This is a genomic window from Pseudomonas danubii, assembly GCF_042980055.1.
In the GTDB taxonomy this organism is placed as follows: domain Bacteria; phylum Pseudomonadota; class Gammaproteobacteria; order Pseudomonadales; family Pseudomonadaceae; genus Aquipseudomonas; species Aquipseudomonas danubii.
In genome coordinates this window covers 1,515,202-1,533,483 of sequence record NZ_CP116502.1, presented here as the reverse complement: position 1 = coordinate 1,533,483, position 18,282 = coordinate 1,515,202, and the positions used below count along the sequence as shown (strand labels likewise).

Below are 18,282 nucleotides of genomic sequence, written 5' to 3'. Positions count from 1 at the left end.
GTTTACAGATCAGACGATCCCGTTGTTCAGGATGCGGCCTGACGCTTACGGACTTTGTCGATCATTGCCTGGGACGGTGAACGCAGGTCTGAGACCAGTCTCAGCTTGCCCATTAACGCCAGTGTCCAGCCCGACAAGTCGGGCTCCCACCAATGCACGCCATGCCGGTACCAGGCAGGGAATGCGTGGTGATTGTTTTGCAGCCCCTCGCCAAAGGTGAGGAACGCGACAATCCAGTTGTTGGTGCTCTGGTCGTGGGTCACGAACGGCCGGGCGCCATAGCGGTGGCAGATGGAACCCACGCACCAGGCCGCCTGGTTGGCCACGAAGATCCGCGCCAGGCCGCCGAAGATCAGGCCGCTCCAGGCACCGGACCAGCTCTGGGTGACCAGGCCGCCGATGATCCCCGGCAACACCACGCCCAGGGCGACCCAGAACAGGTAGGTCTGGTTGTAGAAGAACAGCCGACGGTCACGCAGGATGTCGGGGGCAAAGAAGTTCCAGCTCGACATGTCCGGCGCCAGCATCCACGGCATGTGCGCATGCCACAGGCCCTTGGCGCGCTCCAGGCGGCTCTGGCCCATGAGATTGGGCGAATGCGGATCACCATGCTGGTCGCTGTAGGTGTGATGCCGGCGATGGGTGGTGACCCAGAACAGGATCGGCCCCTGGGCCGCCATGGAGCCGGCGATCAGCATCAGGCTGCTCATCAGACGCGAGGTCTTGAACGCGCGATGGGCCAGGTAGCGGTGATAGCCCATGGAGACGCCGAACATCTGGATCGCGTAGAACACCCCGAAGAGGATGAAGTCCAGGGCGTGCACCTGACCGGTGACCCACAAGCGGATCGCCTCGAAGGCACCGAACAGGGGCACCAGCATCACCGCCAGCGCAATGCGGGCCTTGGTTCTGGCGGCTGCCGGACTCAGCTGCGCGACACCGCTGATCTCTGGAGTCGCCGTGGTTGTGAGAATCTCGTCCATGAATAGCTTCCTGTGAGGTAAGGACCGGCAATCAGCTTTCTGTAGGTTCTGCAGCAACCGGCGCACCAGGACGCTTCACGTCCCAAGCCAGGCCGCACAAGGCCAGCAACTCGATGAACCAGCCACCGATATCCAGCTGCCAGGGCTTGAGCCCGGCGTGGGCCAGCGCCGGAAAGGCGTGGTGGTTGTTGTGCCAGCCGCCACCGACCGTTGGAATCGCCAGCCAGAACACGTTGCGGCTGGTGTCCCGGGTCGGGTGGTCACGGCCACCGACCCGATGGGCGAAGGAGTTGATGCACCAGGTGGCGTGGTCCACCAGGAAGATCCGCACAAAGCCGCCCCACAGCAGGCCACTCAGGGCGCCTTCCCAACTGCGGGTAATCAACCCGCACACCAGGGTCGGAAGCAGCAGGCCGAGGATGATCCACAGGTAGTAGCGCTGGTTGATCTGCATGATCAGCCGGTCGCGAATCAGGTCGGGAACGAACTGGCTCCAATTCTGCTTTCTCAGGCTGAACAGCCAGCCCAGGTGGGCGTGCCACCAGCCTTGGATATTGCCGACAAAGCCTTCCTTGAGCGGACGCGGCGAGTGCGGGTCGCCTTCCTTGTCAGTGAAGGCGTGATGCTGGCGGTGGGTGGCCGCCCAGAACAGGATCGGGCCCTGGGCTGCCATCGAACCGGCGATACCGAAAAACGCGGTGACCACCGGGCCGGCCTTGAACGCATGGTGGGAAAAGAAGCGGTGCATCCCCACTTCCACCCCCAGGGCGGTCAGCAGGTACATGCTGGCCAGTGCACCAAACTCCAGCCAGCCAATGCCCTGCTGCCAGGCCAGGACCAGTGCAACCACGGTGCCCACCGCCGGCACACCGACGGTCAGCCAGGCCAGTTGACGCTCGCGATGACCGGTACGGTCGATATGAGGATTCATGGCCGTCATGACAGAGCATCCGTAGGGGTTTTAAGAGGTTGTGCCGAGGCCGCAGCGGCCGAACGTCCGGCGCCGTAGCGCGCCAGGCTGTCGTTGAGCAGGGCCTGCCGGGTGGCCTGGCGCTGGACCTTGCCGCTGGTGGTCAGCGGGATGCCGCCCATGGGCGCCAGATGAATACGCGCCGGGGACACGCCAAACTGGCTGACCAGGGTGCTGGTGATCAGCTGGCGCAGTTGTTCCTGCTGGGCTTCGTCGAGTTTTTCGCTGCGCTTGATCTCGACCACGATCGCCAACTGCTCCTGCTGGCCGTTATCCACGCCCACCGCCACGCAACCATTGCTGCGGATGCGCGGGTCCGCGCTCTCGACCGCCAGTTCCAGGTCCTGGGGATACAGGTTGCGACCGGCAATGATGATCAGATCCTTGAGGCGGCCGGTGACGAACAGCTCATCCCGATACAAGGCCCCCAGGTCGCCAGTGCGCATGAAATGTCCGTCGACGCCCGGCAACTGGGCGCGGAACACTTGCTCGCTCAGCGCCTCCTTGCCCCAGTAACCAGCACCCACGTTATCGCCCTGGACCCAGATCTCGCCGATCTGGCCGTCGGCGACCGGCTGCAGGCTGACGGGATCGACAATCGCCAGGCGCAAGCCCGGGGCCACCCGCCCGCTGCTGACCAATGGCAAGGCGAATCCATCTTCGGCGTCGACAATGGCCAAGGTTCCGATGGCGAGCTGGTCCCGATCCACCTGGGTGTTGAATGCCGGTTGGTCATGGGGTTTGCCCGAGACCAGCACCGTCGCCTCGGCCAGTCCATAGCAGGGGCCCAGGGCCGCAGGGTTGAAGCCGGCGGCAGCGAAGCGCTCGGAGAAGCGCGCCAGGGTGCTTTGCCGGACCGGTTCGGCCCCACAGTAGATGGCCTTGAGCTTGCTCAGATCTAAGGCTGCCAGCTCGTCATCGGTGATGTTTTCAACACACAGATCAAAGGCGAAGTTCGGCGCGATGGTGACGTCGGCGCCATACCTGGACACCGCATCCAGCCAGCGCAATGGCCGCTGGACAAAATGCCCGGGGCTGATGAGCACGGTCGGAAAGGCGTCGTAGATCGGCTGCAATATGCCGCCCATCAGGCCCATGTCGTGATAGGGCGGCAGCCAGCTGCAACCCACGCGATCCTTGGCCTTGCCCATCCACTGGCTGGCGCTGCGGCAATTGCTATAGAGGTTGGCGTGGGTCAGCATCACGCCCTTGGGCGCGGAGGTAGAACCTGAGGTGTATTGCAGCAGGGCCAATTGACCGGGGGTCACAGCCTGCGCCTGCCAAGGTGCATTCTCCGTGGCCAGCTCTTGCGGATCGACCCATTGCGGCGCGGGTACATCATCCTGCAACAAGGCGTTGACCCGTTCCTGGGAGCGCATGAAACGCGAGCTGGTCAGCACGATTTGCGGATGGGCGTCGGCGCAGATCAACGCCAGGCGCTCCAGGCCTCGGGTCCCCACTGGCGGGAAAGCGGGAATCGCCACCGCACCGGCCAGGAACAGACCGAACAGGGAAACGATGTAGTCGATACCGGTCTCGAACAGCATCAGCACCCGTTTTCCCTGGGGCTCGAAAATCTGCAGCGCCGCGGCCAATCGTTGACTACGCTGCCACAGTTCGGCGTAGCTGATGGCCGCCTCCTCTTGCTCGCCATCGAGCAAGTGGATAAAGGCGGTTGCATCAGGTTGAAGCCAGGCGCGATAAGCCAGTACTTCGGTAACCGAACTTAAACATTCGATTCCCAGGGTGCCGGCCAGCGACAAATCATCAACTGCTAAGTGCGCTGAGAAGGTCTGATTAACATCATTTAGATAATCACGAGGCACGGCGTAGTTCATTCAAAATCCTTTTTAAATGGAGAGCCATATATTGACCTAATGGTCGTTTATTATTTTCAGCACTAAGGAACCGAACAAACACCCCTAACGAGGGGAGCTCTTACTAGGCAGTAGACAAGATGTCATTTTATTGACAGGGCGAAGCATTCACTTAATGAATGCCTATTTTCTTATATGTCCCACTGGGAATAGCGTGGGCAGAGAAAGTTAGATTTGGACGCGTTGAGAAGTCTGCCACCAGCTTGTATATTTTGCTAATGCACAAATGGACACTTACAGGGAGAAAATGGACATGGATGTGCTCACGTTGATCGCGCTGGAAGGAGCCATGGGGTCAAGTGTGGCGATCACCTTGGATGTGCTGCGTACTGCCAACCAGATCGCCGAAGTCATGGGACGCCCCACCATTACCTGGAAGATCATCGGCAGCAGTGAATCCGTACGAATGCGCAATGGCATGCGCCTGGATGCACTGCCACTGGACAGCGCCCAGACCATTGAAGGCAGCATGCTGGTCATCCCGGGGCTGGGGCTGGAAAACACCCAGGAGCTGGATTTCTTTGGCTGTCGCCGGGAAAAGCGGCAGCCGGGCCTCAGTCAGTCCACCGAGCTCATTGCCCGGCTCGGGCACAACGACATCCGCAAGCTGAGCAAGCTGGTGCAAGAACACCACCTGCGCGGGCGACAGACTGCGGCGTCCTGCTCGGCGGTTTTCGTCCTGGGGGAGGCAGGGATTCTCGAGGGCCGCACCGTCACCACCCACTGGCAACTGTACGAGACCTTCAAGCAGCGTTATCCCGAGGCGATACTCGACACAAAGCGCATGCTTATTCATGACGGAAATATGATTACTGCTGGCGCAGGCATGTCGCAAATGGATCTGATGCTTTATGTACTGCGCAATAAGATGGGTAATCAAATTGCCGAGCTGACCATGCGCTATCTGCTGATAGATGGTCGGCCTGCGCAATATCACTACATGGCCCTATCCAACTTACAAACAGAAAATCGCGAAGTGCTGATGCTGGAAAAGTTCATCGAGGACTGCCTGCCCAACGTTCCTCCATTGAGCACCATTGCCGAGCACTTGCGCATCACCGAGAAGACCTTATCGCGCAGAATCCGTAGCGCCACGGGTAAGCCGCCCATGGCCTTCATTCAGAAAGTTCGCCTGCAACATGTTCAAAGCTTATTGGAAACTACCAACATGAGCATTGAAGAAGTTGCCTTCAAAGTAGGCTATTCCGACGCGACGGCACTACGTCGATTGATGTGGAAAAACATGGGCTGCACGCCGAGCCAGTTGCGCAAGGCCAGGTCCGGCCCGCCGATCATCTGATCAGCGCGCGCTGGAGCCATCACTTGTCATCCTCGGCCGTGCCTGGCGCAGCCGGGGGAACCTTGCACAGCGGCACCAGCAGCAGCGCCACCACGAACATCATCGCCATCAGGCGGAATACATCGCCAAACGCCAGGGTCAAGGCTTCACGCCCCACCAATCTGCCGAGAATGCCCTGGGCCATGAGGAATGCGTGGCTGGAGTCAGGCGTATCGGCGGCGATCTTCAGGGCCAACTGCCCCATCAGTTCCTGGGCCGCAACCGCCTTGGCACCCAAGGATTCCGACAGACGCAGCCCCTGGGTTCGGGCGTCGTCCTGCAGCCAGGTGTTGACCGTTGCAATGCCAATGGCGCCCCCCAGGTTGCGCATCAGGTTGAACAGGCCGGAGGCCTGACGCAATTCCACGCCCTGGAATGAACTCAAGGCCATGTTCACGCTGGGAACGATGCACAGCATCAGGAACAGGCCGCGGGCAACTTGAGGAACCAGCAGCTCATCGAATCCCCAGTTGGACGTGACCCGGGAGGTCAGCCACAAGCTCAGCGCCAGGCCCAGAAAGCCCACCGAAATGATCAAGCGTCGATCAACCTTCTCCGAAGCCCGGGCGGCAATGATCGTACTCACCAGTTGCCCGATTCCCACGACGAAAACGGTGGTGCCGATTTCCAGGCTGTCGAAACCCCGCACTCGTCCGAGAAACACCGGGACCAGATAAGTCGAGGAATACAGGCCAAAGCCAATCACCAGGTTCAGCAGGCAGGCGATGGAAAAGGTCCGATCGCGAAAGGGCACCAACGACACAATCGGGTTATTCGAATACAGCGAACGCTCGATAAACAAACCAAAGGAGACAATGGAAACCCAGGCGGCAATGACAATCCCGCTATCGCTGAACCAGTCCTTGCGCGGCCCCTCTTCCAGCACGTACTCGAAGCATCCCAGTGCCAGGGCCATGGCCACGAAGTGCAGCCAGTCGATTCGCCGCAACATCGACAGATCGGGGCGATCCACGTCGATCAGCAGCGCCGCACCAACGCAGATCAGCAGCCCCGGCAGCACGTTGATAAAGAAGATCCAGCGCCAGTCCAGGTAGAAGGTCACCAGCCCGCCCACCGTGGGACCCAGCGTCGGCGCCAGCACCGCTGTCATGCCGAGGATGGCCGGGACCATCGCCCGCTGCTTGCCCTCGAATAGCACGAAACCCACGGCAAACACCGTAGGCACCATGGCCCCGCCGGCGAAGCCTTGCAGGGCCCGCAATACAATCATCGATTCGATGTTCCAGGCCATCCCGCAGCCAATGCTGAACAAGGTAAAAAATGCCGCACTGACAGAGAACAGCCAGCGGGTGGAAATCGCCTGGGCGAGGAATGCCGAGAAGGGAATCATGATCAGTTCGGCGATCAGATAGGCGGTCTGCACCCAACTCACTTCATCAGGGCCGGCACTGAGTCCGGCCTGCACATCGTTCAGGGATGCCGCCACGATCTGGATATCGATCAACGCCATGAACATGCCAAAGGCCATGATGGTGAAGACCAGAAACTTGCGTCGAGTGGACTGTTGACCAGGCTGGGCGCCCGCGTCAGGGAGGTCGGATACGCTTGTCGTCACGGTAGGTACTTCCCTGTAGTATTGCGACCGCCATATGAATATTATGATCGTAATTCAAAACAGCATGGAGCTTCAACATGGAGCAGAGCACCCAGACTCAGAACGCCATCCTGCAAGCCACGCAAGAGACGGAAAAGCCGCGCAAGCGCTCCAAACGGCCTCTGATCGCGGGTGCCATTGCCATGACCTTGGTGGCGGTCGGAGTGGCCCGGGTGCTGATGGCGCCTTCAACTGAAGCCACCGACGACGCCTACATCGCCGCCGATGCCACCTCCGTCGCACCACGGGTTCATGGCCTGGTGACCGAAGTCCTGGTCAAGGACCACCAGACTGTGACGGCCGGACAGCCCCTGGTGCGCATCAACAGCGAAGAGTTCGATAGCCGAGTCGCCCTGGCCGAAGGCGATCTCGCCGACAATCAAGCCCAGGTCGCCCTGGCTGAAGCAGCCCTGACGATCCAGGATGCCGAACAGCGCCTGGCCAACGCTCGGGTGCTGGCGGCGCGCACCTCAATCCGCACCAACCAGGCCGAGTCCAAGCGCGCAGGGGCGGAACGTAACCGTTTCGACACCCTGGTCACTACCGGTGCTGTGGCGCGCAACGAAGTCGAGAAATACAGCACTCAGGCGATCTCGGCAGAGCAAGGTCTCGCCTATGCCCAAGCCATGCTGCAAGTGGCGGAAAACGACCTTGCTGTCACTTCAGCCCAACGCGAACGCTTGCAGGCGCAGCTGCAAATGGCCAAGGCCAAGGTGGTGACGGCGAAAGCCCGACTGGAGCTGGCGCAACAGGACCTGCGACACACCACTGTCTATGCGCCGATGGATGGCACCGTGGGCAATCGGCAGATTCAAGTGGGGGACTATGTGCAACCGGGCTCACGCCTGCTGACCCTGGTGCCGCTGCATGACCTTTATGTATTGGCCAACTTCAAGGAAACCCAGACTCAGCACATGTACCCAGGCCAATCCACCCGTATCAAGGTCGATGCCTTGCCGGGCGTGAGTATCGTCGGCACCGTGGAAAGCCTGGCGCCGGGTTCAGGTTCGACCTTCGCCCTGCTGCCCTTTGAACCGGGAACCGGCAATTTCACCAAGATCGTGCAGCGGGTGCCGGTGCGCATTCGCTTCAACGCCGACCAACCGGGCCTCGAGCGCCTGCGGCCGGGTCTGTCGGTGACCGCCAAAGTCGATCTGGGAGACTCTCAGGAACGCGCAGTGGCCAGCACCCAGACCTCACTGAAAGTCAGCACCAACACAGCCGTCCCGGCGCACTGACAGGGCCGGCAACAGCTTCGCCCAGCGCCCCGCTCCAGGCGCCCAGACAGCCCCCGACAGATAACTCTGTTGGGGGCTGTTTGCTCAGTGCAGAGCCTGAAGGACCTACTCTGCCGTCGATGGCCTTTCCCACAGGTTGATCCGCCCCTCTTTGGCGAAATGATCGATTTCCGCCAGCTCCTCCACGGTAAAACTCAAGTTCTGCAACGCCCCGACATTCTCGATGATCTGCTCCGGTCGGCTCGCGCCAATCAGCGCCGAGGTCACCCGCGGGTCGCGCAGGGTCCACGCCAGGGCCAACTGCGCCAGGCTCTGGCCGCGATTCCTGGCGATCTCGTTGAGGGCCCGCACATGGGCGATATTGGCCTCGGACAAATGAGCGGCCTGCAACGAACCACCGCCCGGACGATTGACTCGCGCATCCTCGGGAATGCCATTGAGGTATTTGTCGGTTAGCAGCCCCTGGGCCAGCGGCGTAAAGGCGATGACCCCGACCCCAAGCTCGTCGGTGGTATCCAGCAAGTCCTTCTCCACCCAGCGGTTGAGCATGTTGTAGGCCGGCTGATGGATCAGCAACGGCACCTTCCACTCCTTGAGCAGCGCGGCGATTTCCCGGGTTTTCACCCCGGAGTAGGAAGAAATGCCGATGTACAGCGCCTTGCCCTGCTGCACCGCGCTGGCCAGGGCGCTGGCGGTTTCCTCCAGCGGGGTATCCGGGTCGAAACGATGGGAATAAAAGATATCCACATAGTCCAGGCCCAGGCGCTGCAGGCTCTGGTCCAGGCTGGCCAGCACATATTTGCGCGAGCCTCCGCCCTGGCCGTAAGGCCCTGGCCACATGTCCCAACCGGCCTTGCTGGAGATGATCAACTCATCGCGATAGGCCTTGAAGTCTTCCCGCAGCAGCCGGCCGAAATTGATCTCGGCACTGCCATAGGGCGGGCCATAGTTATTGGCCAGGTCGAAGTGATTGATGCCCAGGTCGAAAGCCGTGCGCAGCAAGGCGCGTTGGGTATCGATGGGCGTGCTGTCGCCAAAGTTGTGCCAAAGCCCCAGGGACAGCGCCGGCAGCACCAGGCCACTGCGTCCGACACGGCGATAGGGAATGGAGTCGTAGCGATTTTCGGCAGCTAGATAAGTCATCGAATCCTCTTTGGGTTGGGGTCAATCTGGAAGGGTTAACCTCGGCACACACATTGCCGGCCTTACTCACCGGCACACCACCGTGGGTACGGCCCTTCATACTCTGCTCTGAACAATCCGCGCCACTGCAGTTCCGGAATCTCCTGCGCCGCAAAATCCTGCAACCCTGCCGGACGATGCGATACCCACTGCCGGAAGGACTCAAATTTTTCCCGGGCACGACGCTGCGGTCAGCCATGAAAACGAACGTGCCAGGCATGATTTTCATGGATTACATACTAAATTCGTACTACCCAAGACGCCCTTTCAGGTCGACGCAAAAGTCCTGGGCGCAAGCCAGGGAGGACCGCACAGTGAACACCACCTCAGCGGTTTGCACCGCCAGATCGCGCCCGCTCTCGAAGACCCGAGCTGGACAATCAGGGGATAACCCTGGGATGGCCGCGCCACATTCAACGGCCCTTTGATTGGGAAGATTGCCGCGAAACTGTCCAGTAAATGCGGTAACTGCGGGTTATCGCACTGACCACTCATCTTATCCCGGACACAGGCATCGCCCTGCCATTTGCCGCAAAGCCCGGTCACTAACTGATAGAACTTCCGTGCCCGACGATAAGGTGCGACATGTTGCTCACGACCGAAATTCGCGCTTCGACGGCATTGTCGGAATTCACCCGATCCACCCCTTCCGCCCCCTGAAAGAAGGACCTTAAGACCACTATACGTACTACGTATCACGGTACGTTATAGTTCTTAGCACTAGTGGCAATACGCCCCGTTCGCTTGATCACGGCCGCCGAGGCCCAGCGCACAACCAAGGGTTCGAAGAAGGTGGAGCGGGCCATGCGCTCGGCAATGGAGTCTGTGGCGCTTGCCAGGCTGTCGGCGACAAACAGCGCATCGAAGCGACATGGCTCCGGCGATCTGCGCCAGTTCTTTATAGACCGCAAAACCCAGTCTTGCCTGGGCCGGCATATACGCATGACGCCAGGCAGCAAGGTGCTGACCGACAGCCATAAGACAGGTCCCGAACTTGTTATGGCGGGGGGAACTGAGCACGGATGACTCCATGCTCATGCTGCAAAAGGGACAACCCCAAAGCTCGCCGTAGGAGCCGGTCGAAGCGCTCCGAGCTCGTCCAGGCTGCGCGGCTCACCGTGATGCGCCAAATAGCTCGGGCTGGCGCAGGTCACCTGTTGCAGATTCGCCACCCGTCGGGGGCAATCAGCGAGGGCGGCCGCATCGCCAACTTTTCCAGCAGCACCGGGGGCCTCAACCTGCCGGGCTATGCGCCGTACATCGCCAGCAAGGCCGCGGTGGAATCCCTGGCCCAGGTGTTCGCCAAGGAACTGCGCGGACGCCAGATCACGCTCAATGCCGTAGCGCCAGGGCCGGTGGCTAGCGAGCTGTTCGTAAAGGGCTAGAGCGAGGAACAAATGGCGAGTTTCGCCAAGATGCCGCCCCCGGAGCGCCTCGGCCAGCCGGAGGATATCGCCAACATCATCAGCTTCCTGGCAAGCCCGGCGGCGGCCTGGGTCAACGGACAGATTCTGCAGGCCAATGGCGGGCGGGTTTGACGCCTATGCTCGAAACACAAGCCCGTAAATCCATTCACCGGCAAGCGGTACGCCGCCTGGCCGCTCCTGCAAGGAGATGCCCATCATGCACACCACCATCATCATCACCTTCGGCCTGATCCTGCTGGCGCTGGTGCTGTTTATCGGCGAACGACTGGGCTTTGCCCGACAGACCTTGGGCTATGGATTTACGGGATTGTGGCTGGCGTTGACGGTGATCAACGGCGCGGTGGGGATGGTCACCGCCCATCAGCCCCTGAGATCGGAACTGATGGTCGGCAGCCTGGTGTTTGCCGTGCCAGTGCTGGCCCTGGTGCTCTACTTGCTGTTCACCAGGGCCTGAGCGTCTGGCTCAGCGCACCAGATGCAGGAACTGCATGTGGCGTTCGTACTGGTCGAGGATGTCGTTGATGATCTGCTCCTTGGTGTAACCCATCAGATCGTAATCCTGACTGCCCTCGGCCAGATGCACCTCGGCCCGGTAGTAACGGCGGTTGCGCAGCTCTTTGGGGCCCATGCCACCACGGGCGAAGGACGGGGTGAAGTACCCACGCATCTGCACCTGATAGATGAACGGATGCTGGTCGCCATGGCCGATTTCCAGGCTCACGCTGTCGTTGGCCGGGTCGGGCTGGGTCACCACGTTCAGGCCTTTCTCGACGAATACCGCGGTCACCTCTTCAATGGCCGGGCGCACCGTCTGATCAAGGAAGCGATACACCTCGTCCCGGGACGGGAAGTGCACCGCCTGGCTCAGGCGCTGGCGCCAGCCGCCCTTGCCGCGTCGCGAAGGCGCCACCGGGGCCAGGGAGTGCAGTTGGGCGATGCGCCGCTGCGATTCCAGGTAGAACGCCTTGTGCAGCCCCCACATCATCAACAGCAGAATCAGCGAGAACGGCAGCGAGGTCAGCACCACCGCCGACTTCAGCGAGTCGATGCTGCCAGCGAACAGCAACGCGCTGGTGACCAGCGCGGTCATCGCGCCCCAGAACACCCGCAGCCATTTCGGCCCGTCTTCATCGGCGTTGCCGCCCTTGGCCGACAGGGTCGAGAGCACCACAGTGCCGGAGTCCGCCGAGGTGACGAAGAACACGAAGCTGATGAACACCGTGACCGCGATCACGGTCTTGCTCCAGGGGTAGGTTTCCAGCAGCAGGTAGAGGGTCATCGACGGGTTGTCGATGGCCGACAGGCCCAGGGCGCTCATGCCGTGGTTGAGCACCTGGTCGATGGCGCTGTTACCGAAGATCGACATCCACGCCAGGGTGAAGCCCAGGGGAATCAGCAGCACGCCGAAGACGAACTCACGAATGGTCCGGCCCCGGGAAATCCGTGCGATGAACAGCCCCACGAAGGGCGACCAGGCAATCCACCAGGCCCAGTAGAACACCGTCCAACCGCCCAGCCAGTCGCTGGGCTTGTTGTAGGCGTAAACGTCGAAACTCTTGGTCGGCAAGGCGCCCAGGTAGTCCCCCAGGTTCTGGATCAGGGTGTTGAGCAGGTGCTGGGTGGGGCCAGCGAACAGCACGAACAGCAGCAGCGCCACCGCCAGCAGCATGTTGATGTCGGACATCACCCGCACGCCCTTGTCGACTCCCGACACCGCAACAATGATCGCCGCGCCCATCATCAAGGTGATCAGGCCGACCTGAATCCACTGGGTGTGAGCGATGCCGAACAGGTAGTCGAGGCCGGAGTTCAGGTGCAGCACGCCAAAGCCCATATCGGCACCCAGGCCGAACACCGTGGCGATGATGCCGAAGCCGTCCACCGCATAGCCGATGGGGCCGTTGATGCGCTTGCCGATCAGCGGATACAGCGCCGAACGCAGGGCCAGCGGCAGGTTATGCCGGTAGGCGAAGTAGGCCAGGGCCATGCCGACGAAGGCGAACACCCCCCAGCCGTGCAGGCCCCAGTGCAGGAACAGCAACTGCATGCCCTGACGCGCCGCCTCGGCAGTGCCGGCCTCACCCTGAGGCGGTTGCAGCATGTGGGTCAGGGGCTCGGAGACGCAGAAGAAGAACAGGGTGATGCTGATCCCGGCGGCGAACAGCATGCCGGCCCAGGACAGGTAACTGAACTCGGGTTCGTCGTGGTCGGCACCGAGCTTGATCTTGCCGTAGCCGGACAAGGCGGTGACCACCACGAAGACCAGGTACAGGGTCATCGCCAGCATGTAGTACCAGCCGACCGTGTTGGCCGCCCAGTTTTGCGCCGCCAGGAGCCAGGCGCCGGCCTGCTCGGGCATGGAAATCACCACCACGCCGAAGATCAGGATAAAGCTCGCGGCGAAGTAGAACACCGGAGGGTTCATGCGAATCAGAGTATTCGCGGAGCTGGATGGCGCACTCATGAAGGGTGCACCTCGAAGGGATGAAACACGGCTGAAATGTACGGACTCAGCAAAGGCAAGCCTCCTGTTGTGAGCGGGCAGCGAACCACCGGTTTAACTTGAACGAGCGTTCAAGTTAAACATGGATAGGCGGTCGAGGACTAATCGCAGGGCTCAGCGGTACTGTTCAGTACGCTAGCTCAGGGAAGGGTATGACGTATGTCGGACGCAATCGTTCAGCAGAAAAAACGCTGCCCGCACGCGGTGCCGCTGCCGCAGGCTGCGCGGGGTTTGGGCGGCATACCGGCGCGGCGAGATTGAAGCCGCTGAAATTCGGCGGCTCATCGACAAGCAAGGTCCTGCGGACCTTTTCGCAGCCTCGCAGGCTCGGCAGCGGCTACAAGAAGCTGGTGCAGCGGGAGGCATGGGCGCCTCTGTAGCCGCTGCCGCAGGCTGCGCCAGGCACCGCAGGGGCCTCGGCGGTGGTGGAATCGCCGGCGAGCCTGCGGCTCGTTCGCAGCCTTCGGCAGCGGCTACAGAAGGCCTGTCTTACTTTTGCGAGCCGTCGTCGTGCTGCAGGTTGGCCTGGGTCAGGTTGCAGCCGGCCGGCACGCTGCGGGTCAGCCAGACGTTGCCGCCAATGGTCGAACCCTTGCCGATGGTGATGCGCCCCAGGATGGTCGCGCCGGCATAGATCACCACATCGTCCTCGACGATCGGGTGACGCGGGTGGCCCTTCTGCAACTGGCCGTCTTCGTCCGCCGGGAAGCGCTTGGCCCCCAGGGTCACCGCCTGGTAGATGCGCACCCGCTCGCCGATGATCGCGGTCTCGCCGATCACCACACCCGTGCCGTGATCGATGAAGAAGCTGCGGCCGATCTGCGCCCCGGGGTGAATGTCGATGCCGGTGGCCGAGTGGGCAATTTCCGAACTGATCCGCGCCAGCAGCGGCAAACCTGCTCGGTACAGATGGTGCGCCAGGCGGTGGTGGATCACCGCCAGGATGCCGGGGTAGCACAGCAGCACTTCATCCACGCTACGGGCCGCCGGATCACCGTGGTAGGCGGCCAGCACGTCGGTGTCCAGCAACACCCGCAGGCCGGGCAGGGCCAGGGCGAAGTCCTGGATCAGGCGAATCGCCTTGGCGTTGACCTCGGCGTCCGCCTCACCGTTCTGCCGGGCCACATAACGCAGTTCAAGACGCGCCTGGGCCAGCAAGGCATTGAGCGCCGCGTCCAGGGTGTGGCCGACGTAAAAGTCTTCACTCTCTTCGCGCAAATCCACCGGCCCCAGGCGCATGGGGAACAGCGCACCGCACAGGGCTTCAAGGATCTCTGCCATGGCCGCTCGCGACGGCAGTTCGCGCCCGCCCTGCTCACCACTGACCCGACCGTTGCGGCTACGCCACTGATCACGGGCATCACGCAGTTGGCCAACGATGGTCTGCAATTGCCAATGGCTGGAACGCTCGCTCACGATAAGACTCCTTACTCGGGCGGCCGGACAATCGGGCCGCGCAAACGGCGATCACTTTACGCCCCACCAGGGCGAGGTTTAAGAACTAATTGTTCGGCTCACAGCACTTTTTCGCATAAGCGATTGACGGTTGCCCGGGCAAATATCGCTGCCTATAGTCCCTGCACCTTCCCTGTTCCGTGCGGACTCATGATCAAACAACAGCTTGCCCGCTTTAATCGTCTGGACCTGCTCGGGTCTACCACCGCCTTGGAAAAACTCGAACGCCTGTCGGCCTGGATCGGGCGCGATATCTACGTCAAACGCGACGACACCACGCCTCTGGCCATGGGCGGCAACAAGCTGCGCAAGCTCGAATACCTGGCCGCCGACGCCCTGGCCCAGGGCGCCGACACCCTGATTACCGCCGGGGCCATCCAGTCCAACCACGTGCGCCAGACCGCGGCCCTGGCCGCCAAGCTGGGGCTGGGTTGCGTGGCCCTGCTGGAAAACCCCATCGACACCGAAGACCCCAACTACCTGGGCAACGGCAACCGCCTGCTGCTGGATCTATTCGACGCCAAGGTCGAGTTGGTGGAGAACCTCGACCAGGCCGATGAACAGTTGCACGCCCTGGCCGCGCGCCTGCGCAGCAACGGCAAGACCCCCTACCTGGTGCCCATCGGCGGCTCCAATGCCCTGGGTGCCCTGGGTTACGTGCGGGCCGGCCTGGAGCTGGCGCAGCAGATCGAGGACAGCGGCCTGGAATTCGCCGCAGTGGTACTGGCCTCCGGCAGCGCCGGCACCCACAGCGGCCTGGCCCTGGCCTTGAGCGAAGTGCTGCCACAGTTGCCGGTGATCGGCGTGACCGTCTCACGCAGCGACGAGGATCAGCGGCCCAAGGTCCAGGGCCTGGCCGAACGCACCGCCGAACTGCTGGGGGTGAACCTGCCGGCGGCGTTCAACGTGCAACTGTGGGACGAATACTTCGCCCCTCGCTACGGCGAACCCAATGCCGGCACCCTGGCCGCGGTCAAGTTGCTGGCCAGCCAGGAAGGCCTGTTGCTCGACCCGGTGTACACCGGCAAAGCCATGGCCGGCCTGCTGGACGGCGTCGGTCGCCAGCGTTTCAACGATGGCCCGATCATCTTCCTGCACACCGGTGGCGCCCCGGCCCTGTTCGCCTACCCCGGCGCCTTCGCGTAGGAAGTGAAGTTTTGTGTAGGAGCCGGCTTGCCGGCGAAGAGGCCCGTAAGCCTTGCGCCGTCCTCGACGGCGCCTTCGCTGGCAAGCCAGTTCCTACGAGGGAGGAGATTGCTCGTGGACAACCAAACAAAAAAGAATAACAAAGTGAATTTATATTATTTTTAAAACTATAAACGCCGCTTTATAGTCGCGCCGCAGGCTGATTTGCCCAAAGACGCATACGCTGCATTAAGGCAGGATAAAGCGTCACGCTCGGCTCACCATTGGCCTGCATCTCCCACCGGCATCGTGCATAAGAAAACTCACAGGGGCTTGTCATGAATTTTTCCGTACTGCGTCGCAATCTGCTGATCGGCACACTGGGCCTGGCCCTCGGTGCCGGACTGATGGGACAAGCGGTTGCCGGCGAGCAACTGCAGAAAATCAAGGATGCGGGAGTGATCAACGTTGGCCTGGAAGGCACGTATCCACCTTTCAGCTTCGTCGACGAAAACGGCAAGCTGGCCGGCTTCGAAGTGGAATTCTCCGAAGCTCTGGCGAACAAGCTCGGGGTCAAGGTCAAGCTGCAGCCAACCAAGTGGGACGGCATCCTCGCGGCCCTGGAATCCAAGCGCCTGGACGCGGTGATCAACCAGGTGACCATCTCTGAAGAGCGCAAGAAAAAATACGATTTCTCCACCCCCTACACCGTCTCCGGGATCCAGGCCCTGACCCAGAAAAAGGATGACGGCAAGTTCAAGACCGCCGCCGACCTGGGTGGCCACAAGGTCGGCGTGGGCCTGGGCACCAACTACGAGCAATGGCTCAAGGACAACGTCCCGACCGCCATCATCAAGACCTACGACGATGACCCGACCAAGTACCAGGACCTGCGTGTAGGCCGCATCGACGCCATCCTGGTGGACCGTCTGGCCGCCTTCGAGCTGATCAAGAAAACCAAGGACACCCTGGTGGTCTCCGGCGAGCCCTTCTCCCGCCAGGAAGCCGGTGTGGCCCTGCGCAAAGGCGAACCCGAGCTGCTGGCTGCGGTGAACAAGGCCATCGAGGAACTGCGGGCCGATGGCACGCTGAAAAAACTCTCGGAGAAATACTTCAACGCTGACGTCACCCAATAATGGAAGCAGGTCTGCAACTGGCGCTGGATTCAGCGCCATTTCTCCTCAAGGGCGCGTATTACACGGTCATCCTCAGCCTCGGCGGCATGTTCTTCGGACTGCTGCTGGGCTTTGGCCTGGCCTTGATGCGGCTGTCGCGCTTCAAGCTGGTGAGCTGGATTGCCCGGGTCTACGTGTCGTTCTTTCGCGGCACGCCGCTGCTGGTGCAACTGTTCGTGATCTATTACGGCCTGCCGCAACTGGGGCTGGAACTGGACCCGTTGCCCGCCGCGCTGATCGGCTTTTCCCTGAACATGGCGGCCTACGCCTGTGAAATCCTCAGGGCCGCCATCGGCTCCATCGAACGCGGTCAATGGGAAGCCGCCGCCAGCATCGGCATGACCCGGGCCCAGACCCTGCGCCGGGCGATCCTGCCGCAAGCCATGCGCACCGCCTTGCCGCCGCTGGGCAACAGCTTCATCTCCCTGGTCAAGGACACGGCCCTGGCCGCCACCATCCAGGTGCCGGAACTGTTCCGCCAGGCGCAGCTGATCACCGCCCGCACCTTCGAAATTTTCACCATGTATCTTGCCGCCGCGCTGATCTACTGGATTCTCGCCAGCGTGCTCGCGCACCTGCAGAACCGTCTGGAACAGCGGGTCAATCGGCACGACCAGGAGTCTTGAAACCATGATCGTGGTGGAAAAACTGACCAAGCAGTTCAAGGGCCAGACCGTACTCAATGGCATCGACCTGCAGGTCAAGGAAGGCGAAGTGATTGCCATCATCGGCCCCAGCGGTTCGGGCAAGACCACCTTCCTGCGCTGCCTGAACTTTCTTGAAGAACCGACCAGCGGACGCATCCGCATCGGCGACATCGCCATCGACAGCAGCATCCCACTGAGCCAGCAACAAAGCCGGATACGCCAATTGCGCCAGCAAGTGGGTTTCGTGTTCCAGAACTTCAACCTGTTCCCCCACCGCACCGCCTTGGAGAACGTCATCGAAGGCCCGCTGGTGGTGAAGAAGACCCCACGGGAGCAAGCCGTCGCCCTGGGTCGCGCGCTGCTGGCCAAGGTCGGCCTGGCGGGCAAGGAAGACAGCTACCCCAGGCGCCTGTCCGGTGGCCAGCAGCAACGCGTGGCGATTGCCCGGGCCCTGGCCATGGAACCCCGGGTGATCCTGTTCGACGAACCGACCTCGGCCCTGGACCCGGAACTGGTGGGCGAAGTCCTCGCTACCATCCGCAGCCTGGCCGAAGAGAAGCGCACCATGGTCATCGTCACCCACGAAATGGGCTTCGCCCGGGACGTGGCCAACCGGGTGATCTTCTTCGACAAGGGCGTGATCGTCGAACAAGGCGAAGCCAAGGCGCTGTTCGCCAACCCTCAGCAAGAACGCACCCGACAGTTTCTCAGCAAGTTTCTCGGCACCTCGACCTGAGGCGCCCAAA

Annotated in this window: 14 protein-coding genes and 1 pseudogene; 8 read left to right on the top strand and 7 right to left on the bottom strand. The window is 61.6% G+C overall.

What is annotated here, in order from left to right; genetic code table 11:
• Nucleotides 1-26: 26 nt before the first annotated feature.
• Genes PFZ56_RS07205 through PFZ56_RS07195 form a run of 3 tightly spaced genes read right to left on the bottom strand, consistent with a single transcriptional unit; the run spans nucleotide 27 to nucleotide 3,716 of the window.
• Nucleotides 27-983 (bottom strand): acyl-CoA desaturase, encoded by a 957-nt coding sequence (locus tag PFZ56_RS07205; RefSeq protein WP_102862645.1) that lies wholly within the window; start codon nucleotides 981-983, stop codon nucleotides 27-29.
• Nucleotides 984-1,014: 31 nt separating this feature from the next.
• The gene (locus tag PFZ56_RS07200) at nucleotides 1,015-1,923 is read right to left on the bottom strand and encodes a fatty acid desaturase (protein WP_170001981.1); all 909 of its coding nucleotides are present in this window, start codon (nucleotides 1,921-1,923) and stop codon (nucleotides 1,015-1,017) included.
• Nucleotides 1,920-3,716 (bottom strand): fatty acyl-AMP ligase, encoded by a 1,797-nt coding sequence (locus PFZ56_RS07195; protein ID WP_394304629.1) that lies wholly within the window; start codon nucleotides 3,714-3,716, stop codon nucleotides 1,920-1,922. Before PFZ56_RS07195 ends, PFZ56_RS07200 begins: the two co-directional genes overlap by 4 nt.
• A 367-nt stretch (nucleotides 3,717-4,083) precedes the next feature.
• Here PFZ56_RS07195 and PFZ56_RS07190 point away from each other — a divergent pair, with 367 nt between their 5' ends.
• Entirely contained in the window at nucleotides 4,084-5,130 is a 1,047-nt protein-coding gene (locus PFZ56_RS07190) for a GlxA family transcriptional regulator (RefSeq protein ID WP_249735458.1), read from the top strand.
• 19 nt (nucleotides 5,131-5,149) lie between these two features.
• On the opposite strand, the gene PFZ56_RS07185 is transcribed toward PFZ56_RS07190, so the two are convergent.
• On the bottom strand, nucleotides 5,150-6,745 hold the full coding sequence (locus PFZ56_RS07185; RefSeq protein ID WP_123391797.1) for a DHA2 family efflux MFS transporter permease subunit: 1,596 nt from the start codon (nucleotides 6,743-6,745) through the stop codon (nucleotides 5,150-5,152).
• Between the two features lie 77 nt (nucleotides 6,746-6,822).
• Here PFZ56_RS07185 and PFZ56_RS07180 point away from each other — a divergent pair, with 77 nt between their 5' ends.
• The gene (locus PFZ56_RS07180; RefSeq protein WP_170002601.1) at nucleotides 6,823-8,022 is read left to right on the top strand and encodes an HlyD family secretion protein; all 1,200 of its coding nucleotides are present in this window, start codon (nucleotides 6,823-6,825) and stop codon (nucleotides 8,020-8,022) included.
• Between the two features lie 105 nt (nucleotides 8,023-8,127).
• Here the strand turns inward: PFZ56_RS07180 and mgrA are convergent, their stop codons facing one another.
• Nucleotides 8,128-9,165 carry an L-glyceraldehyde 3-phosphate reductase gene (gene mgrA / locus PFZ56_RS07175; protein ID WP_102862639.1) on the bottom strand — a complete coding sequence of 346 codons (1,038 nt, stop codon included), beginning with the start codon at nucleotides 9,163-9,165 and terminating at the stop codon, nucleotides 8,128-8,130.
• A gap of 1,229 nt (nucleotides 9,166-10,394) precedes the next feature.
• Between mgrA and PFZ56_RS07170 the strand changes: the two are divergent.
• Nucleotides 10,395-10,742 (top strand): annotated as a pseudogene (locus PFZ56_RS07170) (SDR family oxidoreductase); the annotation flags it as partial.
• 85 nt (nucleotides 10,743-10,827) lie between these two features.
• Nucleotides 10,828-11,085: a hypothetical protein gene (locus PFZ56_RS07165; RefSeq protein ID WP_110595310.1), complete on the top strand. Its 258-nt coding sequence runs from the start codon at nucleotides 10,828-10,830 to the stop codon at nucleotides 11,083-11,085.
• A 9-nt stretch (nucleotides 11,086-11,094) separates the two neighbouring features.
• Here the strand turns inward: PFZ56_RS07165 and betT are convergent, their stop codons facing one another.
• Complete coding sequence (gene betT / locus PFZ56_RS07160) at nucleotides 11,095-13,056, bottom strand: choline transporter BetT (RefSeq protein ID WP_170002611.1); 1,962 nt, start codon at nucleotides 13,054-13,056, stop codon at nucleotides 11,095-11,097.
• A gap of 567 nt (nucleotides 13,057-13,623) precedes the next feature.
• Nucleotides 13,624-14,550 (bottom strand): serine O-acetyltransferase EpsC, encoded by a 927-nt coding sequence (gene epsC / locus PFZ56_RS07155; protein WP_102862636.1) that lies wholly within the window; start codon nucleotides 14,548-14,550, stop codon nucleotides 13,624-13,626.
• Between the two features lie 189 nt (nucleotides 14,551-14,739).
• Here epsC and PFZ56_RS07150 point away from each other — a divergent pair, with 189 nt between their 5' ends.
• The 4 genes from PFZ56_RS07150 (at nucleotide 14,740) to tcyN (ending at nucleotide 18,272) form a co-directional block, all read left to right on the top strand.
• Entirely contained in the window at nucleotides 14,740-15,735 is a 996-nt protein-coding gene (locus tag PFZ56_RS07150) for a D-cysteine desulfhydrase (protein WP_170002599.1), read from the top strand.
• A 317-nt stretch (nucleotides 15,736-16,052) separates the two neighbouring features.
• On the top strand, nucleotides 16,053-16,850 hold the full coding sequence (tcyJ, locus tag PFZ56_RS07145; RefSeq protein ID WP_102882197.1) for a cystine ABC transporter substrate-binding protein: 798 nt from the start codon (nucleotides 16,053-16,055) through the stop codon (nucleotides 16,848-16,850).
• Nucleotides 16,850-17,515 carry a cystine ABC transporter permease gene (gene tcyL, locus PFZ56_RS07140; protein ID WP_092318582.1) on the top strand — a complete coding sequence of 222 codons (666 nt, stop codon included), beginning with the start codon at nucleotides 16,850-16,852 and terminating at the stop codon, nucleotides 17,513-17,515. Before tcyJ ends, tcyL begins: the two co-directional genes overlap by 1 nt.
• A 4-nt stretch (nucleotides 17,516-17,519) precedes the next feature.
• A complete protein-coding gene (gene tcyN / locus PFZ56_RS07135; RefSeq protein WP_110595307.1) occupies nucleotides 17,520-18,272 on the top strand; it encodes an L-cystine ABC transporter ATP-binding protein TcyN in 753 nt (250 codons plus the stop codon).
• Nucleotides 18,273-18,282 lie beyond the last annotated feature (10 nt).

Bases quoted from the DNA above. Each gene is read 5' to 3' on its own strand.
- tcyN (WP_110595307.1), top strand. From the start codon at position 17,520: ATGATCGTGGTGGAAAAACTGACCAAGCAGTTCAAGGGCCAGACCGTA.
- mgrA (WP_102862639.1), bottom strand. From the start codon at position 9,165: ATGACTTATCTAGCTGCCGAAAATCGCTACGACTCCATTCCCTATCGC.
- PFZ56_RS07150 (WP_170002599.1), top strand. From the start codon at position 14,740: ATGATCAAACAACAGCTTGCCCGCTTTAATCGTCTGGACCTGCTCGGG.
- PFZ56_RS07180 (WP_170002601.1), top strand. From the start codon at position 6,823: ATGGAGCAGAGCACCCAGACTCAGAACGCCATCCTGCAAGCCACGCAA.
- PFZ56_RS07190 (WP_249735458.1), top strand. From the start codon at position 4,084: ATGGATGTGCTCACGTTGATCGCGCTGGAAGGAGCCATGGGGTCAAGT.
- tcyL (WP_092318582.1), top strand. From the start codon at position 16,850: ATGGAAGCAGGTCTGCAACTGGCGCTGGATTCAGCGCCATTTCTCCTC.
- tcyJ (WP_102882197.1), top strand. From the start codon at position 16,053: ATGAATTTTTCCGTACTGCGTCGCAATCTGCTGATCGGCACACTGGGC.
- PFZ56_RS07165 (WP_110595310.1), top strand. From the start codon at position 10,828: ATGCACACCACCATCATCATCACCTTCGGCCTGATCCTGCTGGCGCTG.
- PFZ56_RS07205 (WP_102862645.1), bottom strand. From the start codon at position 983: ATGGACGAGATTCTCACAACCACGGCGACTCCAGAGATCAGCGGTGTC.
- PFZ56_RS07200 (WP_170001981.1), bottom strand. From the start codon at position 1,923: ATGACGGCCATGAATCCTCATATCGACCGTACCGGTCATCGCGAGCGT.
- betT (WP_170002611.1), bottom strand. From the start codon at position 13,056: ATGAACCCTCCGGTGTTCTACTTCGCCGCGAGCTTTATCCTGATCTTC.